This window comes from Catenulispora subtropica, assembly GCF_039531675.1.
Lineage (GTDB): Bacteria > Actinomycetota > Actinomycetes > Streptomycetales > Catenulisporaceae > Catenulispora > Catenulispora subtropica.
This window is the reverse complement of record NZ_BAAAQM010000008.1, coordinates 1-21289: the sequence shown is the minus strand read 5'-3', so window position 1 is coordinate 21289 and position 21289 is coordinate 1. Positions and strand designations below refer to the sequence as shown.

Here is a 21289-nt window from a genome sequence, read left to right as displayed (position 1 = left end):
CATCAACTGATAGGGACCAAAGGCCCTAGGTGACGGAGCCGATCGTCCTTCGTCGTCCGGACCGGGCCGACGACGACGGGTCCCCGGCGAAGACTCAGGCGCACCGCTTCTGCAGCCCCGTAACGCTGCCGACACGGCCGCCGCGGTCGGCTCGGCTCCCCGCGCCACTCACCTGCCGCCGGGCGCCGGGACGCCGGCTGACGCCGGGACGCCGGCTGACGCCGGGACGCTGGCCGGCGCGGAGACAGCCCCCGCTGGGAAACCCTGCCGGGGGCTGTCTTCACGCGGACTTCGTCAACCTCGGCCGATCGGCCGCAGCCCCGCCTCGTCGAGATACCGTCTCCCGGTCGCGCGCAGCCGGGCGTGGACGCCGTCATAGGGCTGCGCCGCTCCCAGCATCGTCACCGGCAGTTTCGCGACCATCGTGTAGTTGGTGTCCACCACGTTCGCGGCCGGGGCCAGGCCGGTCTGGCTGACCAGCTGCAGGGCGTCGAGGGGGTCCAGGCCGAGCAGCTCCGCGGTCCAGACGACCAGGTCGTGCTGGCTGATGCGAAAAGCGTCCTCCAAGGGCCGCGCCGAGCCGGTGGTCATCAGGTACTCGTCGTTCTGCAGCCGGGGCCAGCCGGATGCCGCCCCCGGGATCACGTCCACGACGATGACGGTGTCCATCGCGGCCTCCACCGCGGTGCCACAGACCTCGCCTTCGCCCTGGCGGCAGTGCCCGTCGCCGATGGCGAGTTGGCCGCCCGCCACGTTGACCGGCAGATACAGCGTGGTTCCGGCCCGCAGTTCCGGAGTGTCCATGTTGCCGCCGTGCGCGGACGGGGTGATCGACATGACCACTTCGCCGCCGGCCGGCGCCACACCGACGGTGCCGTGCATCGGGTCCAACGGCATCTCCACGCTGAGGTCGCCGCGCCGTGCGTGGTAGCGGACCACGCCCGCCTCGACGTCCACGTCGTATCGCCAGACCACTTCGTCCAGCGGCGGGTGCAGCATCGCCGTCGTATGGGTCGCCGTCAGTGCCCCGAAGTGCGGGAATGTAGAGGAGACGGCCCAGTCACGGCGCGGGCGGATGTCGATGAAGTGGACGGCCAGCAGGTCGCCCGGCTGCGCGCCCTCGACGTGGATCGGCCCGGTGACCGGATTCAACTCCGGGAACACGCACACCCGGCTCGGCAGATCGGTGACCTCGCGAACCTTGCCGCCGAAGCAGTCCTCCGTGGTCAGCTCGATCACGGTGCCCGGCCGGACCCGCAGCACCGGCCGCCCTCCGCCGAAGGCGTAGCGCATCTGCTCCGGGCGGGGGTCGAACCGCACCACCTCCAAGTCGGTCACGAGGTACCGCCTTCGGCGACGACGGCGTCCGGCTGTTGCATCGCGATACCGGCCAGTGCCGGCTTGCGGCCGAGCAGCCGCAAGGTGACGAGCACGCCCACGCCGATGGCGAACCAGACGAAACCGAGCATCTGCGCGGCGACCTTCGCGTTGATCACCACATACAGCAGGATCGCGAAGCCGAGCGCCGGGAAGACGAGGTGCCGCAGCCAGTCCCGGCTGCGTTGCCGGATGACGTAGTGCACGACCACCGAGACGTGCAGCACCAGGAACGCGGTCATCGCCCCGAAGTTGACCAGTGTGCTCATCAGGGTGATGCCGTCTGCTCGCGTCGTCAGATAGACGCCCAGCGCTAGGGACACACCGCCGACGAGGAAGACCGCGTTGGAGGGAACCCGGCGCACCGGGTGCACCCGGGCCAGGAACGTGGGCAACTGGCGGTCCCGGGCCATCGCGAACAGCAGCCGCGAGGTCGCCGCCTGGGCCACCAGCGAGTTGGCGAATCCCCAGGCTATCGCGGTCGTCAGGGCGGTCAGAGTGGCCAGCCAGGCGCCGCCGGCGTAGCGGGCGACGTCATAGAACGCCGTACCGTCCGGATCGCCGTTCGCGATCAGTCCGGCCGGGTCCGGCACCAGCAGCGCGGCCACCCAAGTCTGCACGATGAACAGGACGCCGGCCAGCAGCAGGGCGGCGACCATGGACCGGCCGATGGAACGCACCGAGTCCCTGTTCTCCTCGGCGAGCGTGGAGATCCCGTCGAAGCCGAGGAAGGAGAGCACTGCGATGGACACCGAGCTGAACACCACGCTCCAGGAGAACGTGTGGTGGTTGTAGAGCGGGGTCAGCCCGGAGCCGTGGCCCTTGCCCGCCGCCAGTGCCGCGATCCCGACCGCCAGGAACACCGCGAGCACGACGAGTTCGCCGACCAGCATGACCTTGTTGATGCGCGCCGTCATCTCGATGCCGAAATAGTTGACAGCGGTGTTGAGCAGCACGAAGGCGACCAGCCACAGCCACACCGGGATTCCGGGGACCAGCGAGTTCATGGCCACGCTGGCGATCAAGTAGAGCAGTGCCGGGACCAGCAGGTAGTCCAGGATGATCACCCAGCCGGCGAGGAAGCCCACGGGAGCCGCGATGCCGCGTCCAGCGTAGGTGTAGACCGAACCGGCCATCGGGAAGGCACGGGACATCTGCGCGTAGGAGCCGGCGGTGAACATCATGGCGACCATGCCCACGACGTAGGCCAGAGCGACCATGCCGCCAGAGCCCTGATAGACCCCGCCGAAGATGCCGAACGGTGCGATCGGCACCATGAAGATCAACCCGTAGACCAACAGGTCGCTGAACCGCAGCGACCGCTGGAGCTCCTGCGCGTATCCGAACTGCTCGACGCCCCCGGCGTCCGCTTGTCCGCCCATGCCGTCCTCCTCGACTACCGCTGATCCGGTGGCCGGGAGACTACGCCACATTACTTCCATTCGGAAGTATCTTGCGGACGGTGACCGATCAGTGCACCACGGTGAGGGTCAGGCCGTCGGCTCGCGCGAGTTTGGCCCGGTTCCTCCTCCCTGTGGGGCCCGGTGCCGTCGTTCCCAGCGATCGCACGTTCAGCGCGTCGGCAGCCGCCAGCGCCGCGATGTGCCGGACCCCCTGATAGCAGCCGTGCGCATAAGCACCCAGCGCGGGCGCGGTCGGTCCCCAGCGATCGGCGTACCGCTGCGCGAAGCCGTCGACATCGGCTTCGGAGGCGAACCAGGGCATCACCGCGTACAGCTCACCGCTGTCGTCACCGCCGGCTTCCAGCAGGCCGTTCTCCTCCAGTGCGCCCGAGACTCGCAGAATCCGGTCGGTGAGGCCGGCCCGCGCGAACGCCCGGTTGAACGTCGCGAGATCCCGGCCGACCAGGCTGAGCAGCACCACCTGCGTCCCGGACCGGCGCACTTCGGAGACCAACCGCTCGGCGTCCACGCCACCGAAGGGCACGAGCCGATCGAGCACCACCTCAGCACCCGACGCCCGGAGCATGGGCACCGCCGCCGCGTGCACCGCCCACGGCCAGATGTAGTCGTTGCCGACCAGCGCCCACCTGCGCAGCGCCCGGCGGGCCGACAGCTGAGCCGTGACCGGCGCCAGCTGCTCGCGCGGACTCTCACCCAGCAGCACGACACCTTGCCCAGGCCGCCCGCCTTCATGCGGGGGCGTGAATACGTAAGGCGTCCGGTTCGCGGTCACGGCTTTGAGCGCCCGATGCACGTCGCTGGTGTGGAACCCGCACACAGCGTCCACAGCCCCTGCCGCGAGGAGCCCCCGCATATCGGCCGCGACCTCGTCCGGCGCCCGCCCGGCGTCGACCGTCACCAGTTCCAGCGCCCGGCCGCGGAGTCCACCGGACTCGTTCGCCTCTTCAGCGGCGAGCATCGCGCAGGCGAGTGCGGCCGGCCCGGTCATGCCCAGCGGTCCTGACAACGGCACCGCCAGGGCCAGCCGCAGTGCCGCCCTGGAGGGGCCCTCGATCAACGCCGCCAGCGGGTCTACCAGCACAGACGCCGAGTTGGACATCCGCTGAGTATAGTCACGCAGTGTAATTCCGCCAACGGTGATCGGAGGAAGCACGGGTGACCGGCAGCCAAGACCGACTGGTCAGCGTCCTTACATCGGCCCAACGGACGCTGTCCAAGGAATTGGCCGAACGGCTGGCCGCCGAGCAGGTGACCGTGGACCAGTGGCGCGTCCTCCGCCTTCTCGGCCACCCGGACGCCGCCGACGGCACCGCCACGAGCGAGCTGGCCGAACGCACCCAGATCGCCGCGCCATCCCTGACCAGGCTTCTGGACGGACTGGTGGATCGCGCACTGGTCTACCGGAAGCAGTCGCTGCACGACGGCCGACGGATCGACCTGCACCTGTCCGACCCCGGCCGCCGACTGCTGACCAGGCTGGAGGCGATCGTCGAAGCCCACGAACAGGTACTGGCGCGCCGACTGGGCACGAACGGACTGTCAGACGCCATCGCGATCCTGCAGCGGCTCCGGTCCGCGGACCGGGCCGACGAGCGGGCAGCCGAAGGCGCCGACCGACAGTGAGCGGTTCGCCACAGACGAGGGGCGTGCATCAGCGCGCGTAACTCGCGACGGCCACGGCTCCCCAGCTCGCGGCGAGCACGTTGGCCCGGCCGCTCCCGCGAGGGGCCGCCGGCGGAGGCCACCGTCATCGAGGCATGGCCGAGGGACGCTGGCGCGACGCGACGACGCCGCCGGGCCGAGACGAAGAACCCCGGACTCCGTGACTCACGGAGCCCGGGGCTCTGCAGGTCACGGGGTCCGGGACCGCGGTCATCGGCTCCGTCAGACCCAGTTGGTGCAGTGGGCGGGACCCCCCACGCTGAAGCAGGCACGCGCGGGGCCCGGCGAGTAAAGCATGTTGGACCAGTAGGGCCCAACGCTGGAGTTGACGGTGAAGGAGTAGTGACCGCCCACCCTCGCGGGGATCCCACCGTCGTTGGTTGAGGACTGCCGTTCCACCCATATCTGGACGTTCACGCCGTCCTGCCCGCCGGCTGGGGTGAAGCGCGCCCAGTTCGTCCAGCAGTCGTCGCTCCACCGTAGCTCGATGGTGCCAGTGGGCCATGACGCGGAGGTGATGGAGCGGTAGACATTGGTGCAGTAGGCCTGGATGGGGTCCTGGTTGTCGCAGTTTTGTCGATCGCAGTCGGGCAGGGTGATGTCTGCGCTGTTCCACTGGTTGACCGTGTCCCCGTACCAGTTCGCGGGCGACGGATCGGTTACCGGCGCTATGAGGTTCGGCGCGTTGTAGGCGGCGAGGACCTTGTACGCGTGGTCCTCGCAGTTGTTCGTGATGATGCCGTACCCAACGGTCGGGAGCGTCGCGATGACGTCTTTGGCCGCCGTCACGGCGCTGTTAGGCACGTCCTCACACGTGTAGTCCTCGAAGTAGTTCGCGGAATGCGGGATCGTCGTAAGGCCGGAGTCCGGGGTCGCGGCGCTTGGCGCCTGGGTTCCCTGGAACGAGGCAAGTACTTCGTGCCACGACGATGTCGCTGACCAGGCCTGGTTGTCGTCGTAGTAGTAGCCCGCCTGCCCGGCGGCCGGGGCGATGATGTTCTGGCTCGTGTCCTCGGTCGATCCGAAGATCCACAGGTCCTGCTGGTCGACGCGAACCGCCCAGCCGACGTGCCCGAGCCCCCGTGCGCCTGCCGGAGCGAAGAAGATGCAGGCCCGTCCCGTGCCCAGGGCGTGGGCGGCCGGGGCCTGTGCGGTCTGCAGGCCGAGAGCGGACAAAATCAACAGGCCGACCAGTATGAGCGCGCTCAGGGTGCGCGAGGGCCGATTCGGTCTTGCCAACGCTGTGATCACGGTTCTCCTTCGTCCGCAGTGCGTTCGGTTCGGTGGTTCGCGAGGTGAAACACGGGCGGTGGACCCTGTCGCGGGTCAGTCGCCACAGCTGGCGAGCGGCGGCAGCCCTTGCTGCACCATCTCCGCGTAGTTCACGTACGTCCCATTCGAATTCCACTCGCAGACCCGTACTCCCGCCGGCCTGCCGAGACCAGTGGACTTGTCGACGCCGTCGACCATGTCAGTCCACGCGACTTCGTCGCCGGCCGACGTCCACTGCTCTGCCTTGAACTGGTAGCCCGAGCCGCCGTTGGACTCGACGAAGAGGTCGAAACTGAAGCCGGACGGATATCCGTCGAACTCTGCCCAGTTCGTCCTGCAGTGAGGGCTGTACATCAGGTGCAGCTTCCCGAAGCCCGTGTCACCGGTCTTGTTCGGGAAGCCCTGAGCGATGTACGCCGACGACACCGCGTACGCCCCCGCAACGCAGCCGGCGTCGTACGGATCGAGGGGGTCGCTGGCAGCCCGGGCCGGTGCGACGAGGGCAAGGCAGAGCGTCGTCGAGCACAGCACCGGAACCAGTCTTCGCGTGCGTGACAGCATCTTGATCTCGTGGGACATGGCGCGTTCCTCCGTAGTGTGATCAGTTGATGGTGATCAATGGCCGGTGACGGATCTCCGGCCCGCAGGGCACGACGCCTCATGGAACTACCTGGTCAGCGGGGCGACAATGAATTCTGGACAATCCGCCGTGCCGTTTTGTCCACGCCTCGGGTGGCTGCTGTCTTTCCTTCAACCTTCGTGCTCTGATTTTCTGGGCAGACGGACCTGCATGCTGATGGGGACAGAGGAGGTTTGCATGGGAAGGCGGATGCGTGCGCTGGATCCCGACGCGGGGATAGCCGAGCGCTTCGCGTGCGAGCTTCGGGCGCTACGTGCGGTCGCCGGCGAACCGCCGTTCTGGAAGATGGCGCGTCGTTGTGACGTGTCCAAAAGCGCGTTGGCCGCCGCCGTCGACGGTCGGGCACTTCCTTCCGAGAACGTCACACGTGAGTTCGTCAGGGTCTGCGGTGGAGACTGGCAGTGGTGGCGTGAGAGGCTCCGTCAGGTTCGTGATCAAGTGAACAGCTCGCGGGCTGAGGACGAGCGATCCACGGTCGAGGCGGTCGGAGAGCCCGACCCGTCCTTGGCCCCGGTCCTCATGCGGCGTGTTCTGCCCGCACCGACGACAGCGTTCTGGCCCGTCACCGCCGGCGGCAGGCCGCTGAGCCGCGAGGGGGATACCGACCGCGACGGTCAGGGCGGCCCGGAGACCCTGCGGAGCCTGCGAAAGCGCGCGCGGATCATTTCGGGACTCGCGGTGCTTCAGATGGCGACGATCGTGGCCCTGCTCATCTACGTGTTCGCGCCCTCGAACTCCGCCCCCATCGCCGTCGAGGACGGCACGGATCCCAAAGTGAGCCACTGCGACAGCGACGCCCGGACCCTCGACTCCAGCGCGGTCGTCCTGATCTCGCCGGGGAGAATCGACGGTCGGACACTGCCGATCGGCTCGTCGGTGGGAACCGTGTCATTACGCTTTTCGAGCCGCTGCAACGGCGCGTGGGCCCGGTTCGATCCCGCTGACGGGGTGTTCGGCAACCCGGACCAGGGAACAGTGACGATCCAGGCTGGGCGTCCCGCCGAAGGCGCCCAGTCATCCTTCCGCCTCGGCCACATTGACCAGACGTATAGCGACTTGCTGCTGACGGGTATGGGCTGTGTCGTCGCCTCCGCGACTCTGAATGTCGGTCAGGCAACCGCGACCGGCAGCACGCGGTGTCGACCTCCGATGTGAAGGTTCCGGACAATCGGCGTTCGCTGATTGTCCAGAACCCGGGGCCCGGTCGTGGTGGCGGTGTCGATCGGATGAGGGGCGAAGGCCCGTTCCATACGTGCTCATGCCGACAGACGTCGGTGTGCTCGGCGAAGCAATCGGAGCACCGACCGTCTTCTGACGCTGGGGTGGCCCGGGCACTGCCACCGTCATCGCGGCATGGCCGACGGAGGCCTGGACGACCTGCCAGGCAACCACTCGCCGCAATCGCCCCGCTGATCGAGCCGACGCTCACCACCGGCGTGGAACCGCCTCAAGCGTGAGCGGAGGCCACATCCAATCGGGCAAGTGCTCGTTAGCAATGTCGGCTCCGTGTTTCGGTCGTGGGGACCACCTCGGCGGAGCCGAGCACCAAGGAGGTTCTTGCCGTGAGGCCGACAGCGCGGTGGGCGGTGGCCGTGGCCGTGACGGTAGCTGCATTCGCTATCAGTCTCTGGTCATTCCGTCACCTGCAGCTATCTTGGCTGCCCCATGCGGAAGCAGACCGGTGGGCGGTAGCCACTGGATTCGGCGCAGTCGTCTCGGCAGCCTTGGGCACAGCACTGGGCTGGTGGGCCGGGCACGAGAGTGGACATGAGACCGAGGCAGCAGCGCCATTCGACGCGGACGCGTCGCATCCAGATCCCGAGAATCCGCCTGCCGTCAGGCAGCGAGCGAACGCCTCCGGCCGGGGCCGGATCACCCAGGTGGCAGGTGACCAGCACACTCACCTTCACCTCGTAGTCAAAAGTGAGTCCGATGGCCGTCGTTGGAAGCTCCAGGCGGCTTCGGCCGCCACAATCCTCGGATTGATGCTCGCCTTCGGCGTAACCTGGGCAATTCGCCACCGCAGCCCGAGCAGCAGCCCGACGGTGGGCACCATGGATTTTGCGCCCAGCCGGATCGAAGCCGAGAAATGTCCGCGCGACAGCTTCTGTGTTTGGGCACTCGACAGCAAAGAGATGTTCGCGACGTCCCTGGCAGTCGAAGATCTATCGAGCCTGCCAAAGACATCGCTTCGCCTCAGGAACAATGTCGGCTACTGGTACAATAATACCGGCCGTAACTGGTGTGCTTATGGGGCAGTCGACTATCGCGGCATCAGCGTGCTGCTACCAGCCGGAGGGCAGGACAATACCCGAGGCACGTGGCTCCATGTATTGGGGTCCCTCACGCCGGTTGTGGCGTCGACCTGTGATACCTGACAAAACGCGGACGACCACACCTCGACTTTCCCGCCTCCGCGGTGATCGGTTCCTGGTTTCAGGCAGAAGTATCTGGCCCGCCGCGCGCTGTGGCAGGCGTCCAACGTCTCGCCGCCAGTACCGCCGATCCCGCACCACCGCACTGGTGTTGGACCACTGCCCTTCGAGCCGGGTGACCGCCTGGGCGAGCTGGCACGCTTGCCGGCCTGGAACGGATGCGCAGCGGGATCGACGCGGACGAGAAGCTGACCATCAGCGTGGACTCGGCCCAGTCACGTCCGCCGTGTCCGTGCGTTCGGAGTGTACAGATTAGTACAGATCACGGGCCATTCTGACTCCAGCCACCGAGACTCGAGAGCAGTGCCGGTTCCCGCTCGCGCCGCGGCCGGGGGCCTGCGTCCGAAGTCAATGCTCTGGAAGGGTCATGATGAGTTCGAAGAAGCGTCTCGTTGGGATGGCCGGCGCCGCTGCAGCCGCACTGCTCGCCACTGTGGCGCCCGCCACGAGTGCCTCAGCCTCGACGGGATCGGTCCAACCACAGGCCTACGGCTGGCACTACATGAAAACGGAATCCCCGAACTCTCTGTGCTTGAGCTACGTCCCCTCTCCGCAGCAACTGACCATGGGCTCTTGTGGCGCAACTCAGAACCAGTGGTCGACGTACAACAACGGCGACGGCTCGTTCACGATCTACGCGAACGTCAGCGTCAACGCGTGCTTGGACGCGGACGCCACCAACATGAGGGCCGGCGGCCGGGTCCAGGTGTGGGCTTGCAACGGTCAGCCGCAGCAGAAGTGGTTCCCGGAGTACATCTATGGCGGGATCATCTGGCACAACGGCCTGAACCGCGGCCTTGTGCTCGATGCCAACAACGACGGGGTCCAGAGCCCTGCCACGTGGGGCGACCGCGTCCAACTGTGGACGCGTAATGCCTGGCAGAACCAGATCTGGAACAACTGACCCCAGCCGTCGTCGCGGGGGGACGGGCCGGCCGGGTCCCGCCTCTCGCGGCGTCTCATGCATAGGGCCGGTTTCCTGCTCCGGGGGTAGCGCAGACAGCTTGCACAGTTCCCTACGCCGCGTGCAGCATGGCAGCGGTCTGCGCTCCCGTCGAGCGTCGAATGACCTGGCCAGCGAGCCAGCGGATCGAGCATGCAGTGTTCGAGTGCCGTTCAGCTCAAGATTTCACGGACAGGTATAGGACACAGAACCCTTCACGCGGCGTTCTAGCTCGATACACGCCGTCATACTCGATACACGCCGTCATGCAGGGGCTGAAACAACCGCCGCACGCACTCTAGATCCGAACTACGAATAGCTCCTAGGGCCGAAAGCGCTGCTCGGCGGAATGCCCGACAAGGACAGCAGGGACATCGCGTTGTGACCGGTTCGATCCCGTGTGTCAGGCATCGCCGCCGAGGGTGGCGACGATGCGGTAACTCGGGGAGCGGTCCAAATGGCCGCGGCGGCGGTCGTAGCGGCGGATGGTTCGGGGGTCGGCGTGGCCGGCCATGTCCTGCACGTCGTGCAGCGCGGCGCCGTTGTCCAGCGCGAGGGTGATCGCGGTGTGCCGGGCGGAGTGCGGGGAAATCCGGTCCCATGCCGTGATGCCGGCGGCGGCAGCGATGCGGCGGATCAGCCGCCAGACGGCGGCCTGGTCCAAGTGGCGGCCGGCGGCGGTGGCGAACAGCGGCCCGTCGGTGCGGCCCGCGAGGTAAGCGTCGAGGTCGCGGCCGATGCCGGGGGCGATGACCGCGGCGTGTTTCTTGCCGCCCTTGCCAGCCAGGGCCAGGACGCGGTGTCCGGTGTCGTAGCTGAGGTCGGCGACGTCGGCAGCGATAACCTCGGCGACCTGGGGCCGCAGGCGAGCAACACCCCGATGAGCGCGGCGGTGCGCTTCCCTTGCGGGGCGGTGTCGGCGCGGGCAGCGCGGCGGCCTCGGCGCCGGACAGGCCGACGGTGGGCGAGTAGTCGGCGTCGACGCCGGGCCAGGTGATCGTATCCGGGGAGAACGGGTTCCGCGTGACCAGGCCAAAGCGGGTCAAGCGCCGGTACCAGGAGGACAGCGCTGCCAGCCGGGCGCGACGGGTGGCAACGAGCCAGCCGCGCACGGCCTCGCGGTAGGCGCGGGCGGTGTGCGCGGAAGCCATGGAGGCGCACCAGTGCTCGGCCAACTCGAGGAGAACGGCCGGGCCGAGCCGGCCGGCGGCTTCACCGGACGAAGACGGCGATTACACGCTCCACAGCGCGAGAGCCAGCAGGATCGCCTCGGATAGACCGAGATCACTTCCCTTTTGATCGTAAGGCCGGTGGCTGCTCCCCTAGGATGTAACGCTGCCCTGCCCCTGGAGGCTGACCGCCAGGTGCGCGGTGGCGCTCGTGTCGGGACAACACACGTTGCGGGGAGAGACGAACGCGCAGCTGAACCGGGAGGTGGGGGGTGTCGGCATCGACCGGGCGGGAAACTGGTTGGACCGCTGAAGTCACCTGGGGGGCCGATGCCCTGGACGCTCTGGGGACGGACTGGGACCGGCTCTTCAGGCGCTGCTCGGCGGCGACTCCGTTCCAGTCGAGGATCTGGCTCTCGTCGTGGTGCCGGTGGTACGGGCAGGGGAACGGTCGGCTGTGTCTGGTCAGTGTGCGGCACCGTGGGGTTCTGGTCGCTGCGGCGGCGTTCGTGCTCACCCGGCTGCGGCTGTGGAGGGTGCTCCGGCCGGTGGGCGTCGAGCAGTCGGATTTCTGCGACGTTCTCGTCGACGATTCGGGCGACGGTGTGCCGGACGCGCGGACGATCGTCGAACGCCTTGTTACAGCGATCCGCAGCGAGTTGTGCTTCGACCTGCTGGATTTTCCCGACGTACGGCCGGGCAGCGTCCTCGCTCAGGTTCGCGACGCGTGGGGGAGCGGGGCGCTGGAAATCCCCCACGAGCTGTGCTTGTTCTTTCCCGGTGTGCTGATGGAGCAGCACGTGGGGGCGATCGAGACGGCCAAGACCCGGCAACGGTTGCGGAAGAGTATGCGCGAACTCGGCACGGCCGGCGTGGAGGTTCGCCTGGTGACGCCGGCTGAGGCCGAGGAGGCGATGGTCAGGTTCCTTGAGCTGCACCGTCGGCAGTGGGCCGGCCGTCCGGTCAACTCAGAGCATCTGACGGAGCGGTTCAGAGGACACCTGACGACGGTTCTGCAGGGGTCGATCGAGGCGGGTGAGAGCTGTGGTTTCCAGGCTCTGCTCGCGGAGTTCTCGTTGAAGAACGAGGAAACGCTCGAGACCGAGCATGTCGCCTCCGACCTCCTCATCGTCGGCAGGTCCATGGTCGGCAGGTACCTCTACGGCTACCTGCCGAGCATACGGCGCCGCATGGACGTGTTCCTCGCCATCACTCGTGCCGCGATGGCGTTGACGACCGAACGAGGCCTTCCGGAGTTGTCGTTGCTCCGTGGCGCCGAGCCGCACAAGAAACGGCTGCACCCGAACCAGGCGCAGAGCGTCCGGATCGTCTTGGCGGATGGGCCGTGGGGGGCCGTCGGATTGTGGGCGATCCGGAGCCGGTGGTTCACGGCGAATGCTGTCAAAAGCCTGCTCCGGCGGTACATCGCCACTCCGCCCACACAGACTGCCGCGTCCTGTCGGTCACCGATGAGCCGCTGGCGAGCCGGCCGTTCCCGGCGGAACCGAACGAGGTGAAGAGGGCCACCCAGGTTACGCAGAGTCCTGACAGAATCCAGCTGAGAGAGGGGATTCATCATGGCGGATCGGATCCTCGACGGCCGGTCTGCTCGGCTCCGGCGGGATGGGCGAGGTGTGGCGGTGCCGCGACCCCCGCATCGGGCGTGACGTCGCGGTCAAGGTGCTTCTCGACGTCCGGATGAGCGAGGAGTCCTCGCCGCGCTTCGAACGCGAGGCGCGGGTCGCCGGCGGCCTGGCCTCGCGGTCGATCGTCGCGGTGTACGACTACGGCCAAGGCGAGCTCGACGGACGCGCTGTGCCGTATCTGGTGATGGAACTCGTCGACGGCGAGTCACTGGATCAGGTGGTGGCCCGCGAGCTGGCTACGTTACGAGAGCCCGACGTAGGCAGGGCCCTGCGATGGACGGACAGGTGTGCGCCGCCTTGGAGACCGCGCACCGTGTCGTGGTGCACCGGGACATCAAACCCGCCAGCGGAGGTGGTGCGGTGTTCATCGCGTTGGCGGAGGTGCTCCAGCATGTAGCTGGTGTCTGCGCCCTGGGCTCGCAGCTGTTCGAGTAGCTCCTCAACGCCACCAGGGAAGGCGAGGGCTTCGACACGGAAGCCGGACGCCGAAGAGGCTCCGCCGGTCAGCTGGAAGGCGCTGCACTGGCTCAAGCGGGCTTCTCTCCCGGTGACAGCCATCAACGATGCCGCGAACGCGCGGGCGGTCCTGGATGCGGTGCTGCTGACGATGGACGGACGGCCCGGGAAGGCCAACACAGTGCTGCGGCGTCGGCGAGTCGTCGGCAACGTGGTCAAGTACGCGATCGAGGTCGGGCACCTCGACGAAGACCCGTTCAAGCGCATCACCTGGACACCGCCCAAAGCATCCAAGCGACTCGACCGGCGACGCGTCCCGAATCCGGCGCAGGTCGCCGAGCTGCTGACCGCGGTCTCGTACGTCGGATCGTGGGAGCGCGGGCGGGGCCGGCGGCTGGCTGCGTTCTTCGCGTGCATGTACTACGCGATGATGCGGCCGGAAGAGGTGATCGCGCTCCGGGTGTCGGACTGCCATCTGCCCGACAAGGGATGGGGTCTGTTGACGTTGGAGAAAGCCACACCCACTGCGGGGAAGGCGTGGACCGACTCCGGGAAGGTGCACGACGAGAAGGGGCTCAAGCAACGGCCCGAAGACGAGATCCGACCCGTCCCCATCCCACCCGTCCTCGTCGCGATGCTGAAGACACACATCAGCGAATTCGCAGCCAGGAACGGTGACGGACGAGTCTTCGGCAATGAGCGCGGCGGCCGGATCGTGGCGTCCACGTACTCGCGAGTCTGGCGGGAAGCTCGGCCGTTCGCGATGACGTCGGATCGCGGCGACTCACTCCTGGCGGCCGTCCTCTACGACCTCCGACACGCCGGCGTCTCGCTCGGCCTGCGCAGCACCCGCGATCCGGCGCTGATCGCCGAGCGGGCTGGACACAGCGTGGAGATCATGATGTCCACGTATTCGTGGGTCCTGGATGACCAAGACAAGATCGCAAACAAGGCGATCGAAGACGCTCTCGGCGACGACCCGAGTGTCTGAGCGTGTCCTCGGACACCCGGCCCCCGGCTTCGGCTGGGGGCTCGCTGCTGTCTGGACCGACCTGGGAAAACGTGCCGATCTCCAGACCACAGATAGACCACAACCACCGACACAGAGCCGCTTTCAGCGACACACGCTCGCACACGTGCTCGATAGCGGAAAACAGAAAGCCGCAGCTCATACGGGCTGCGGCTGGTCAGACTAGGTGCCCCCGGTAGGATTCGAACCTACGCACCCGCCTCCGGAGGGCGGTGCTCTATCCCCTGAGCTACGGGGGCTCAGGACGTAGGAAACGATATCAGGTCCGCGGTGTGGCTTGCGCCAGGGTTTCCGGTGGCGTGGTCGGTGGGGGGCGGGTGCCGGAGTCAGCCCAGGATCGCGTAGACGGTTGTGGCGTGGGCTGCCGGTGGGGACTGTGGGTCTCCTGGGGTGGGGGGGGGGGTCATGGTGATGTCCGTGAAGGCCAGGGTGCGGCCGAGTTTCGTGATGTGGGCTGTGATCAGGACGTCTTTTTCCTGGATCGGGCGTTGGAAGGTGGTGTTCTGCTGGACGGTCGTCATGGGGCAGAAGGCGCCGCGGGCGGCGCTGATTGCCAGGACGGTTGTCGTGTCGGCTGCTGCCATGAGGGCTTGGCCGCAGAGGGTGCCGCCTTCGCGGGCTAGGGAGGGGGACCAGGGGAGGCGGACGGTTGTGTGGGTGGGGGTTGTCTGCTCGACGGTGAGGTTGAGGGCGAGGATCCAGGGGGCGAAGTTTGCGTGCAGGATTTCGGTGGCTTTTGCCGGAGTGAGGGGTTCAGGGGGTTGATTGGTGGTCATGAGCACACGATAGGGGTGGGTGGTTGGGGTGTGATGGTGGGTTTTTGGTGGGGGGGTTGGGGGTTTTGCCTGGAGTCAGACATCTGAGCGCGGGGTCTGGGAACAGCTCTTGGCGGGTGGGCGCGTTACGGTAACCTAAGCGCTCACTACTCGGCCGTACGATGCTCCGGGCGTTGGTCCCGGGCCGTGGCGGTCGTCCCTCTACCGCGTTCGAGGACACATCACAATGGGACAGACTCTGCAGGAGAGCCTCCTCAACCCGACCAACCGCCCGCAGGTCGTGACCGACTGCGAGCAGCTCATCGATGAGCAGGTCCGGGACTCGGGGCTGATGGTGAAGGGCGCCTACAAGGTCGTCACCGCTTTCAAGGCCGGCATCATCCACGACGCTGTGGACACGCTGGTGGACGACTTCGTGGTGCGGCTGGAGCCGTTCTACGCGGACTTCGTGGCCGCCGGGGGCGGGTCGTTCGGGGACTACCTCGCCGGGCGGGGGCCGGAGGTGGCGAACGCGCTGCTCGGGGTCACCGACGAGCGGGCCGCGAACTCCGACCGGGCCACCCTGCGCAAGGCGTACGAGCAGGTGCGGCCGAAGGGTGCCGAGAACATCGAGAAGGCGCTGCCGAAGCTGGGCAAGATCGTGGAGAAGTACGCCGGCTGATCACGGTCGGTTCGGTCCGGGTGCCGCCTTGTGCGGTGCGGCCGTTTGACGGCGCCGGGCTGTGAACACCATCGCGGCGGCTGTCCCGGGCGTCCCCGGGGCAGCCGCCGCTTTTTCCTGGTGGCCGGCCCGCTGTCCCCTGCGGTCCACCACTGGCACCGGCGTGGTGTCCCACATCGCCGTCACCGGTCGCGCGCATGAGCGTGGTGGCGCGCTGACCGGGCCGCGATCCGCGCCGGTGATACGTGCGGTTCAACGAACGAGGGGGCCGGCGGTTACGGGCGCCGCGCAGGTTCGTCGGGGGTTCGGGGGAAGCTTCCGGGGGCGCCTCACACGCGGCCCCGGCACAGCTCCAGTACGGCCATCGCGACGGTCACGCCGGGGCGGCCCAGGGCCTCGCGGTAGCGGGCGATGATCTCGGTCTCGCGCTTCAGGTCCAGGCGGCGGCCTCCTTCGGCGATGCGGGCCGCCTGGATGGTGGCCGCGGTGTGCACGCGCTCGGCGATCAGGGCGAGGATGCGGGCGTCGAGGTCGTCGATCTGGGCCCGGCCTGTGCGGACGCCGGCCGGGGTGGGCTGGCCGACGGGCTCGGCCGCCTCCGCCGGTGCGGCACCTGGGACGGCTGAGGCGTCGAGCCCCACCGGCTCGGGATGCTCAGGGTGTGCGGCGGGAGTGGCGGTGGCACTGGGGGTCATGGCTGGGGCTCCTCGGGCTGGGCCCCGGCCCCGCCGTCCCGGCGCGCCCCGTGGAAGAAGCGAGCGCCCCGGACCGGAGGGGTCCGAGGCGCTCGTTGGCTTGTCCTGCTCAGCTGCCGACGATGGCTAGGGACCGGTGTCCGTAGCCATAGAAAAATCGGCGGTTTGCGAGCATGTGGCCATGGTGCCACGGGGTCCGCTGCGCGGTCCAGCCGGTCTCGTGATGTGGATCGGGGGCCCGGGCGCAGTGGGCGGGCTCACGCCCAGACGTCGATGTTCGCCCGTTCGGCGTCCCCGTACTGCTGCTGGGCCACCTCGAGCACCTTCCCGATCTGCTGCAGCACCTCGTTCAGGTCGCCCTGCGCCTGGTCCCACTGCCGCTGCCGGGCCTGGTAGTCGGCCGCGGCCTGGCCGGTCCAGGTCTGGGTCAGGGGCTGGAGCAGGGTCCGCAGATCGTGCAGCTTGCTGTTCAGCTCGTTGTGCGCCGCCGCCACGTTCTGTGACGCGGACGACAGCGTCTCGGCGTGGACGAGCAGCTCGCCTCCGTACGTCATCGCGTCTCCTCCCCTCAGCCGATCAGTCCGGCGACGCGGTTGACGGCGGTGGTGTTCGACTCCTCGGCCGCGGAGTAGCGGCGGTGCGTGCCGGACAGTGACTCGGAGATGCCGCCGAGCGCGGCGTTGAGCTTGCGGGCGTCGGCGTTCCAGCGCTGGTGCAGCGACTGGAACGCGGAGGAGGCGGCGCCCTTCCAGGTGGCGGCGATCGGCTCCAGCTGGGCCAGCAGGGTGGCGAGCAGGGCGGCGATCTCCTCGTTGACCGTGCCGACGTGCGCGGCGGCCTGCGCCATCACGTCCAGCGTGGCGCCGAACTGTGCGGCGCCGCCCGGTACGCCGGGCACGCCGGACGCGGCAGCGGCGGCGGGCGCCGGGACGAACGCGGCCGAGGCGGGTTCCGTCACGCGGATCACCATCCCCTCATGTGCGGTGCGGTGACGCCACGGAGGAGTCGGTCGGTGACCTTGGGTGACGTCGGTCACCACGGTAACCCCGGGTAGCGACAATCGGAACCTTTCGGTCGCCGCGTCACCCGTTTTGAGGAACGCGCTGCGGGTGTCGCCCCGCTACCGCCTCACTTCATCCGCAGGGTCTTGAGCAGCTTCAGCGAGCGCAGCATCAGCGTGCCCCAGCGCTGCTCCGACATTCCGAACCAGGGCGCGATCGGCAGCAGCCGCTCCCGTGCGGTGGTCTGCGCCTCGGTGAAGCGCAGGATGCCCTCGGCGCCGTGCCGCCGCCCGAGCCCGGACTGTCCCATCCCGCCCATCGGTGCGGCCACCGAGCCCCACGCCGCGGCGTAGGCCTCGTTGACGTTCACCGTGCCGGTGTGCAGCTTGCCCGCGATCTCCCGGGCCCGCTTGTTGTCCCGCGTCCACACCGAGGCGTTCAGCCCGTACTTCGTCTTGTTGGCCTCGGCGATGACCTCGCTCTCGTTCTTGAACGAGTACACGGACACCACCGGCCCGAATGTCTCGTCGCCGTAGACCCGCATGATGTCCTTGACGTCCCCGAGCACCGTCGGCTCGTAGAACAGCGGGCCGACGTCGGCGCGGCGCCGTCCGCCGGCGAGCACCTTGGCGCCCTTCGCCTTGGCGTCCTCGACGTGCAGGGTGACGTTCTCCAGTTGCTTGGTGTTCGTGAGCGAACCCATGTCCGCCGTGTAGTCGAGCCCGGAGCCCAAACGCATAGCGCGCACCTCAGTAAGGAACCGCGCCAGGAAGTCGTCGTACTTGGTGTAGTGCACGTATATACGTTCTATAGAGATACAAAGCTGCCCCGCTGAGGAGAAGCAACCGCGCACCGCACCCGACACCGCCTTGTCGATGTCGGCGTCGTCCAGCACGAGCATCGCGTTCTTGCCACCGAGCTCCAGGGAGCAGCCGACAAGGCGCGCGGCCGCGGCCAGCGCCACGCTGCGGCCAGTGGCCGTCGAGCCGGTGAACGCTATGTAGTCCGCGTTGTCGACCACCGCGGTGCCGACCACCGGACCGTCACCGACCACCACCTGCCACAGGTCCTCCGGCAGCCCGGCCTGGACGGCGAGCTCCTTCAGCCGCAGCCCGGTCAGCGCGGTCTGCGTGTCCGGCTTGTGCACGACGCCGTTGCCCGCGATTAGCGCCGGGATCACGTCCGACACGGCCAGCGCCAGCGGGTAGTTCCACGGCGTGATGATGCCGACGGCGCCCTTGGGGACGCGTGTCTCGGTCACCTTGGTCAGCACCGGCAGCACGCCGCGACGCCGCTTGGTCCGGATGTAGCCGCGGGACGCGTGCGCGTAGTGCCGCGTGGCGGCAGCCGCCGAGAGCACCTCGTCCAGCGCGTGCTTGCGGGCCTTGCCGGTCTCGATCTGCACCAGGTCCAGCAGCTGCTCGGAGCGTTCCAGCAGGAGGTCGTGCAGTCGGCGGACGACTCCGGTGCGGTGCGCCAGCGGCGTGTTCGCCCACGCCTGCTGCGCCGCCCGCGCCTTGTCGAACGCGGCCCGCACGTCCTGCGGGGCGCTCGCGGGGTAGTCCGCGATGAGCTCGCCGGTCAGCGGGCTGTAGCTCTGTGTCCGGCCGCCCACCGCGCCGTGGATCGAGACCTTGCCGACCAGGCGCTCGACCAGGTCGGCGGGCAATCGCGAGTGGATGCTTTCGAGGCGGGAGGCTTCCTGGTGGCCGGTTCCGGCCGGAGCGCCCTGCGCATCCTCCGATATGCCGTTGCCGGGATCGATGGTGTCGGCGGTCATGGCGATGAGCTTCCCAGAAAAACCTGACGGTGTCAGCCGTCGGTGGTAACCCGTGAAGACTCGTTCGTCACGCTCTTACGTGGGTTTCGTATAGCGCTCGTCATTATACTGACGGCCCGATGAACTCCAGTCTCCTAGTCCTCTGGGACATCGACCACACGCTGATCGAGACCGGTGATGTGGGCCGCGAGGTGTTCGCCCGGGCGTTCGAGGAAGTAACAGGCCGAGCCATGGGGGAGATGGCAGACCCGAGCGGCCTCACGGAGCCGGTGGTCTTCGAGCGGACACTCGAACTCCATGGGCTGGCCGACCACGGCGAGCTCTTCCCGAGGTTCGAGCAGGCACAGGCGGCCGCCTACCGCGAGCGAGCCGACGGCCTGCGCAGCCGGGGCCGGGTTCTTCCCGGTGCCCTGGAAGCTTTGCGAAGTCTTTCCGCGAGACCGGATGTGGTGTCCAGCGTGCTCACGGGGAATCCGCGGCTGTCCGCGATCGCCAAGCTTCAGATCTTCGAGCTGGACACCTACGTCGACCTCGACTGTGGAGCCTTCGGCAGCGACAACCCCGATCGGGCGGCGCTCGTCCACCTCGCGTGGCAGCGGGCCAGGACGCATCACGGCCAGGAGTTCGGCCCGCTGAACACCGTGATCGTCGCCGACACGCCGAAGGACGTCGCCGCCGCCCAGGCCAACGGCGTGTACGTCGCCGGGGTCGCCACGGGCGGGTTCACGGAGGCCCAGCTCCGCGACGCGGGGGCCAACGCCGTGCTCCCCGACCTCACGGTGTTCCCGCGGCTGCAAGCGCTGATCGACCGCGGCCAGGCGTGAGCGCGATCAGGCGTGAGCGCGGCCAGGCGTGAGCGCGGCCAGGCGTGAGCCCGCGCGGCCAGGCGTGAGCGCGATCAGGCGCCGGCTCAGTCCGGCAGAACCAGCTTGAACGCGTCCGGCCCCTCATCGGCGAGCAGCTGCATGAAGTAGGCCCGGACCCGGTCCGGGACGAGCAGCGGAACGTCCAGCGCCAACCGCACCGCATGCCGGCTCTTCTCGGGGGCCTTGAAGTACAACTCCATACTCACCCCGGGCGTGGTGCGCAGGCCCGGATAGCGCGGCTCCAGATCGAGGTGGTCCAGCAGTTCCCCCACCGACCATTCCGTCGCCTCCAACGGCAGGTCGCGGTCCAGGCTCAGGCGCGCGAACCCACCCTCCACCGGGCTGCGGTCGTCGGCGGCGATCCGTGCGGCTTCACGGTGATCGAGGCGGATCCAGCCCCAGTCGGCGTCGATGGCGGTCCACCGCTTCTCCTCGGGCTGGGCCAGGATGAGCAGGCCAGGCCCGGTGCACACCGGCTCGTAGGATTCGGAAGTCGGCCGTGGCACGGAGGTCAGTTCGCCGGAGTGCCGATCACGCAAGGTGATCGTCGCGTCGGGCGCCCCGGTGTAGGCCGCCGCCAGCTCGTTGAAGAAGGCGTCCTTGTGACTCCAGCTCTGGACACAGGCGAAGTGCAGGTTCCCCTCGATGGTTTCGCCTTCGCCCTCCCACGGCGCCAGGACCAGCTGCCGGCCGATGATCACGTCGTCCCAGCCGGTGACCCCCAGCGTCGTCTGCTTGCAGATGACGCACTCGTCCTCGTACATCGACATGGTGGCCGCCTCCTACTTGATCCCGAGAACAGACACGATATGTCCCCAGTCGTTGACCGGGCCGCCGGGGACGTACTTCGAACCTTCGGGCGGGTCCACGAAGCCGTTGTGGTCGAAGAACCGCACGTCGCCGTTCTGGGACACGACGGCCTCGATGTGGTGTGAGCCCTCGTCGGCCTTGTTCAGCAGGTCCTTGACCATCGAGTGGTGGCCGCTGAGGTCCTTGACGCCGGGCATGTTCGGCTCGGGATGGGTGTGCAGGATGAAGTCGTAGCCCTCCCTCTCGAGGGCTTTGGGGAGGCTCGTGGTCTTGGCCTTGCCCATGATGAGCTTCAGATCCCCGTTCGCGTTCTGGAGGACCCCGAGCTCCTTGTCGACGTGCGAGGTGATGTCCGCCAGGTGCTGGACGCTGACCTCGGCTGAGCGGATGTCCAAGATGCCGTTGCTCGCTTCGAGGCCCTTGAGCAGCTGCCGTGCCTTGGGCGACATCTCCTCGAACTTCAGCAGCTTCGACGTGACCAGCATCTCCCGTCGGCTCCACGTCATCGCCCGAGTGATCTCACCGCTGCCGGTGACCAGCTCGCGCAGGAATCCGCCGCCGCCCTTGAGCAGCGCGCCCATGCCGACGAGCAGGTCCTTGGCGGCGCCGCCGATCGCCCCGGCGACGTGCAGGCCCGCGCCGAGCA

21 protein-coding genes, 1 tRNA gene and 2 pseudogenes are annotated in these 21289 nt (G+C 68.1%); 10 read left to right on the top strand and 14 right to left on the bottom strand.

What is annotated here, in order from left to right; all coding sequences use genetic code 11:
• Positions 1-294: 294 nt before the first annotated feature.
• From ABD466_RS09270 to ABD466_RS09260, 3 genes are all read right to left on the bottom strand, one after another.
• Positions 295-1293 carry an acetamidase/formamidase family protein gene (locus ABD466_RS09270; RefSeq protein WP_344656697.1) on the bottom strand — a complete coding sequence of 333 codons (999 nt, stop codon included), beginning with the start codon at positions 1291-1293 and terminating at the stop codon, positions 295-297.
• Positions 1294-1334: 41 nt separating this feature from the next.
• A complete protein-coding gene (locus tag ABD466_RS09265; RefSeq protein ID WP_344656550.1) occupies positions 1335-2759 on the bottom strand; it encodes an APC family permease in 1425 nt (474 codons plus the stop codon).
• 88 nt (positions 2760-2847) lie between these two features.
• Positions 2848-3900 carry an ABC transporter substrate-binding protein gene (locus tag ABD466_RS09260; protein WP_344656549.1) on the bottom strand — a complete coding sequence of 351 codons (1053 nt, stop codon included), beginning with the start codon at positions 3898-3900 and terminating at the stop codon, positions 2848-2850.
• Positions 3901-3956: 56 nt separating this feature from the next.
• Here ABD466_RS09260 and ABD466_RS09255 point away from each other — a divergent pair, with 56 nt between their 5' ends.
• Entirely contained in the window at positions 3957-4424 is a 468-nt protein-coding gene (locus ABD466_RS09255; protein WP_344656548.1) for a MarR family winged helix-turn-helix transcriptional regulator, read from the top strand.
• A 261-nt stretch (positions 4425-4685) separates the two neighbouring features.
• Here ABD466_RS09255 and ABD466_RS09250 read toward each other — a convergent pair whose 3' ends face one another.
• Together ABD466_RS09250 and ABD466_RS09245 are read right to left on the bottom strand one after the other, a co-directional pair.
• Positions 4686-5714: a DUF2690 domain-containing protein gene (locus ABD466_RS09250; RefSeq protein WP_344656547.1), complete on the bottom strand. Its 1029-nt coding sequence runs from the start codon at positions 5712-5714 to the stop codon at positions 4686-4688.
• Between the two features lie 75 nt (positions 5715-5789).
• Positions 5790-6314 carry a DUF2690 domain-containing protein gene (locus ABD466_RS09245; protein WP_344656546.1) on the bottom strand — a complete coding sequence of 175 codons (525 nt, stop codon included), beginning with the start codon at positions 6312-6314 and terminating at the stop codon, positions 5790-5792.
• Between the two features lie 238 nt (positions 6315-6552).
• On the opposite strand from ABD466_RS09245, the gene ABD466_RS09240 reads away from it, so the two are divergent.
• The 3 genes from ABD466_RS09240 (at position 6553) to ABD466_RS09230 (ending at position 9714) form a co-directional block, all read left to right on the top strand.
• Positions 6553-7530, top strand: coding sequence for a DUF2690 domain-containing protein (locus ABD466_RS09240; RefSeq protein WP_344656545.1), 978 nt, complete (start codon positions 6553-6555; stop codon positions 7528-7530).
• Between the two features lie 830 nt (positions 7531-8360).
• Positions 8361-8753 carry a peptidase inhibitor family I36 protein gene (locus tag ABD466_RS09235; protein ID WP_344656544.1) on the top strand — a complete coding sequence of 131 codons (393 nt, stop codon included), beginning with the start codon at positions 8361-8363 and terminating at the stop codon, positions 8751-8753.
• 589 nt (positions 8754-9342) lie between these two features.
• Positions 9343-9714 carry an RICIN domain-containing protein gene (locus tag ABD466_RS09230; RefSeq protein ID WP_344656543.1) on the top strand — a complete coding sequence of 124 codons (372 nt, stop codon included), beginning with the start codon at positions 9343-9345 and terminating at the stop codon, positions 9712-9714.
• A 442-nt stretch (positions 9715-10156) separates the two neighbouring features.
• On the opposite strand, the gene ABD466_RS09225 is transcribed toward ABD466_RS09230, so the two are convergent.
• A complete protein-coding gene (locus ABD466_RS09225) occupies positions 10157-10789 on the bottom strand; it encodes a tyrosine-type recombinase/integrase (RefSeq protein ID WP_344656542.1) in 633 nt (210 codons plus the stop codon).
• A 681-nt stretch (positions 10790-11470) separates the two neighbouring features.
• Between ABD466_RS09225 and ABD466_RS09220 the strand changes: the two genes are divergently transcribed.
• The 4 genes and pseudogenes from ABD466_RS09220 (at position 11471) to ABD466_RS09210 (ending at position 14015) form a co-directional block, all read left to right on the top strand.
• A complete protein-coding gene (locus ABD466_RS09220) occupies positions 11471-12439 on the top strand; it encodes a GNAT family N-acetyltransferase (protein WP_344656541.1) in 969 nt (322 codons plus the stop codon).
• 67 nt (positions 12440-12506) lie between these two features.
• Positions 12507-12812, top strand: a pseudogene (locus tag ABD466_RS44400) (protein kinase domain-containing protein); the annotation flags it as partial.
• 29 nt (positions 12813-12841) lie between these two features.
• Positions 12842-13003, top strand: a complete 162-nt coding sequence (locus ABD466_RS09215) for a hypothetical protein (protein WP_344656540.1) — start codon at positions 12842-12844, stop codon at positions 13001-13003.
• Positions 13004-13115: 112 nt separating this feature from the next.
• Positions 13116-14015, top strand: coding sequence for a tyrosine-type recombinase/integrase (locus ABD466_RS09210; protein ID WP_344656539.1), 900 nt, complete (start codon positions 13116-13118; stop codon positions 14013-14015).
• Between the two features lie 206 nt (positions 14016-14221).
• Here ABD466_RS09210 and ABD466_RS09205 read toward each other — a convergent pair.
• Positions 14222-14293 (bottom strand) — tRNA-Arg (locus ABD466_RS09205).
• Positions 14294-14380: 87 nt separating this feature from the next.
• Entirely contained in the window at positions 14381-14830 is a 450-nt protein-coding gene (locus ABD466_RS09200; protein WP_344656538.1) for a PaaI family thioesterase, read from the bottom strand.
• Positions 14831-15056: 226 nt separating this feature from the next.
• On the opposite strand from ABD466_RS09200, the gene ABD466_RS09195 reads away from it, so the two are divergent.
• Complete coding sequence (locus tag ABD466_RS09195; RefSeq protein WP_344656537.1) at positions 15057-15491, top strand: DUF6918 family protein; 435 nt, start codon at positions 15057-15059, stop codon at positions 15489-15491.
• 329 nt (positions 15492-15820) lie between these two features.
• Here the strand turns inward: ABD466_RS09195 and ABD466_RS09190 are convergent, their stop codons facing one another.
• The 4 genes from ABD466_RS09190 to ABD466_RS09175 all read right to left on the bottom strand — a co-directional run bounded on the left by ABD466_RS09190 (position 15821) and on the right by ABD466_RS09175 (position 18967).
• Positions 15821-16186 carry a chorismate mutase gene (locus ABD466_RS09190; RefSeq protein WP_344656536.1) on the bottom strand — a complete coding sequence of 122 codons (366 nt, stop codon included), beginning with the start codon at positions 16184-16186 and terminating at the stop codon, positions 15821-15823.
• Between the two features lie 257 nt (positions 16187-16443).
• Positions 16444-16740, bottom strand: a complete 297-nt coding sequence (locus ABD466_RS09185; protein WP_344656535.1) for a WXG100 family type VII secretion target — start codon at positions 16738-16740, stop codon at positions 16444-16446.
• A 14-nt stretch (positions 16741-16754) separates the two neighbouring features.
• Entirely contained in the window at positions 16755-17144 is a 390-nt protein-coding gene (locus ABD466_RS09180; protein ID WP_344656534.1) for a WXG100 family type VII secretion target, read from the bottom strand.
• Positions 17145-17314: 170 nt separating this feature from the next.
• On the bottom strand, positions 17315-18967 hold the full coding sequence (locus ABD466_RS09175; protein WP_344656533.1) for a succinic semialdehyde dehydrogenase: 1653 nt from the start codon (positions 18965-18967) through the stop codon (positions 17315-17317).
• A 119-nt stretch (positions 18968-19086) separates the two neighbouring features.
• Between ABD466_RS09175 and ABD466_RS09170 the strand changes: the two genes are divergently transcribed.
• Positions 19087-19791, top strand: coding sequence for a haloacid dehalogenase-like hydrolase (locus ABD466_RS09170; RefSeq protein WP_344656532.1), 705 nt, complete (start codon positions 19087-19089; stop codon positions 19789-19791).
• An 86-nt stretch (positions 19792-19877) separates the two neighbouring features.
• Here ABD466_RS09170 and ABD466_RS09165 read toward each other — a convergent pair whose 3' ends face one another.
• On the bottom strand, positions 19878-20603 hold the full coding sequence (locus ABD466_RS09165; protein WP_344656531.1) for a hypothetical protein: 726 nt from the start codon (positions 20601-20603) through the stop codon (positions 19878-19880).
• Positions 20604-20615: 12 nt separating this feature from the next.
• A pseudogene (locus tag ABD466_RS09160) lies at positions 20616-21289 on the bottom strand (hypothetical protein); the annotation flags it as partial.

What these genes read in the sequence shown, in the direction of transcription:
- ABD466_RS09270 (WP_344656697.1), bottom strand. Translation starts at nt 1,293, where the DNA reads ATGCGCTACGCCTTCGGCGGAGGGCGGCCGGTGCTGCGGGTCCGGCCG.
- ABD466_RS09265 (WP_344656550.1), bottom strand. Translation starts at nt 2,759, where the DNA reads ATGGGCGGACAAGCGGACGCCGGGGGCGTCGAGCAGTTCGGATACGCG.
- ABD466_RS09260 (WP_344656549.1), bottom strand. Translation starts at nt 3,900, where the DNA reads ATGTCCAACTCGGCGTCTGTGCTGGTAGACCCGCTGGCGGCGTTGATC.
- ABD466_RS09245 (WP_344656546.1), bottom strand. Translation starts at nt 6,314, where the DNA reads ATGTCCCACGAGATCAAGATGCTGTCACGCACGCGAAGACTGGTTCCG.
- ABD466_RS09240 (WP_344656545.1), top strand. Translation starts at nt 6,553, where the DNA reads ATGGGAAGGCGGATGCGTGCGCTGGATCCCGACGCGGGGATAGCCGAG.
- ABD466_RS09235 (WP_344656544.1), top strand. Translation starts at nt 8,361, where the DNA reads ATGCTCGCCTTCGGCGTAACCTGGGCAATTCGCCACCGCAGCCCGAGC.
- ABD466_RS09215 (WP_344656540.1), top strand. Translation starts at nt 12,842, where the DNA reads ATGGACGGACAGGTGTGCGCCGCCTTGGAGACCGCGCACCGTGTCGTG.
- ABD466_RS09200 (WP_344656538.1), bottom strand. Translation starts at nt 14,830, where the DNA reads ATGACCACCAATCAACCCCCTGAACCCCTCACTCCGGCAAAAGCCACC.
- ABD466_RS09195 (WP_344656537.1), top strand. Translation starts at nt 15,057, where the DNA reads ATGGGACAGACTCTGCAGGAGAGCCTCCTCAACCCGACCAACCGCCCG.
- ABD466_RS09190 (WP_344656536.1), bottom strand. Translation starts at nt 16,186, where the DNA reads ATGACCCCCAGTGCCACCGCCACTCCCGCCGCACACCCTGAGCATCCC.
- ABD466_RS09185 (WP_344656535.1), bottom strand. Translation starts at nt 16,740, where the DNA reads ATGACGTACGGAGGCGAGCTGCTCGTCCACGCCGAGACGCTGTCGTCC.
- ABD466_RS09175 (WP_344656533.1), bottom strand. Translation starts at nt 18,967, where the DNA reads ATGACCGCCGACACCATCGATCCCGGCAACGGCATATCGGAGGATGCG.
- ABD466_RS09170 (WP_344656532.1), top strand. Translation starts at nt 19,087, where the DNA reads ATGAACTCCAGTCTCCTAGTCCTCTGGGACATCGACCACACGCTGATC.
- ABD466_RS09165 (WP_344656531.1), bottom strand. Translation starts at nt 20,603, where the DNA reads ATGTCGATGTACGAGGACGAGTGCGTCATCTGCAAGCAGACGACGCTG.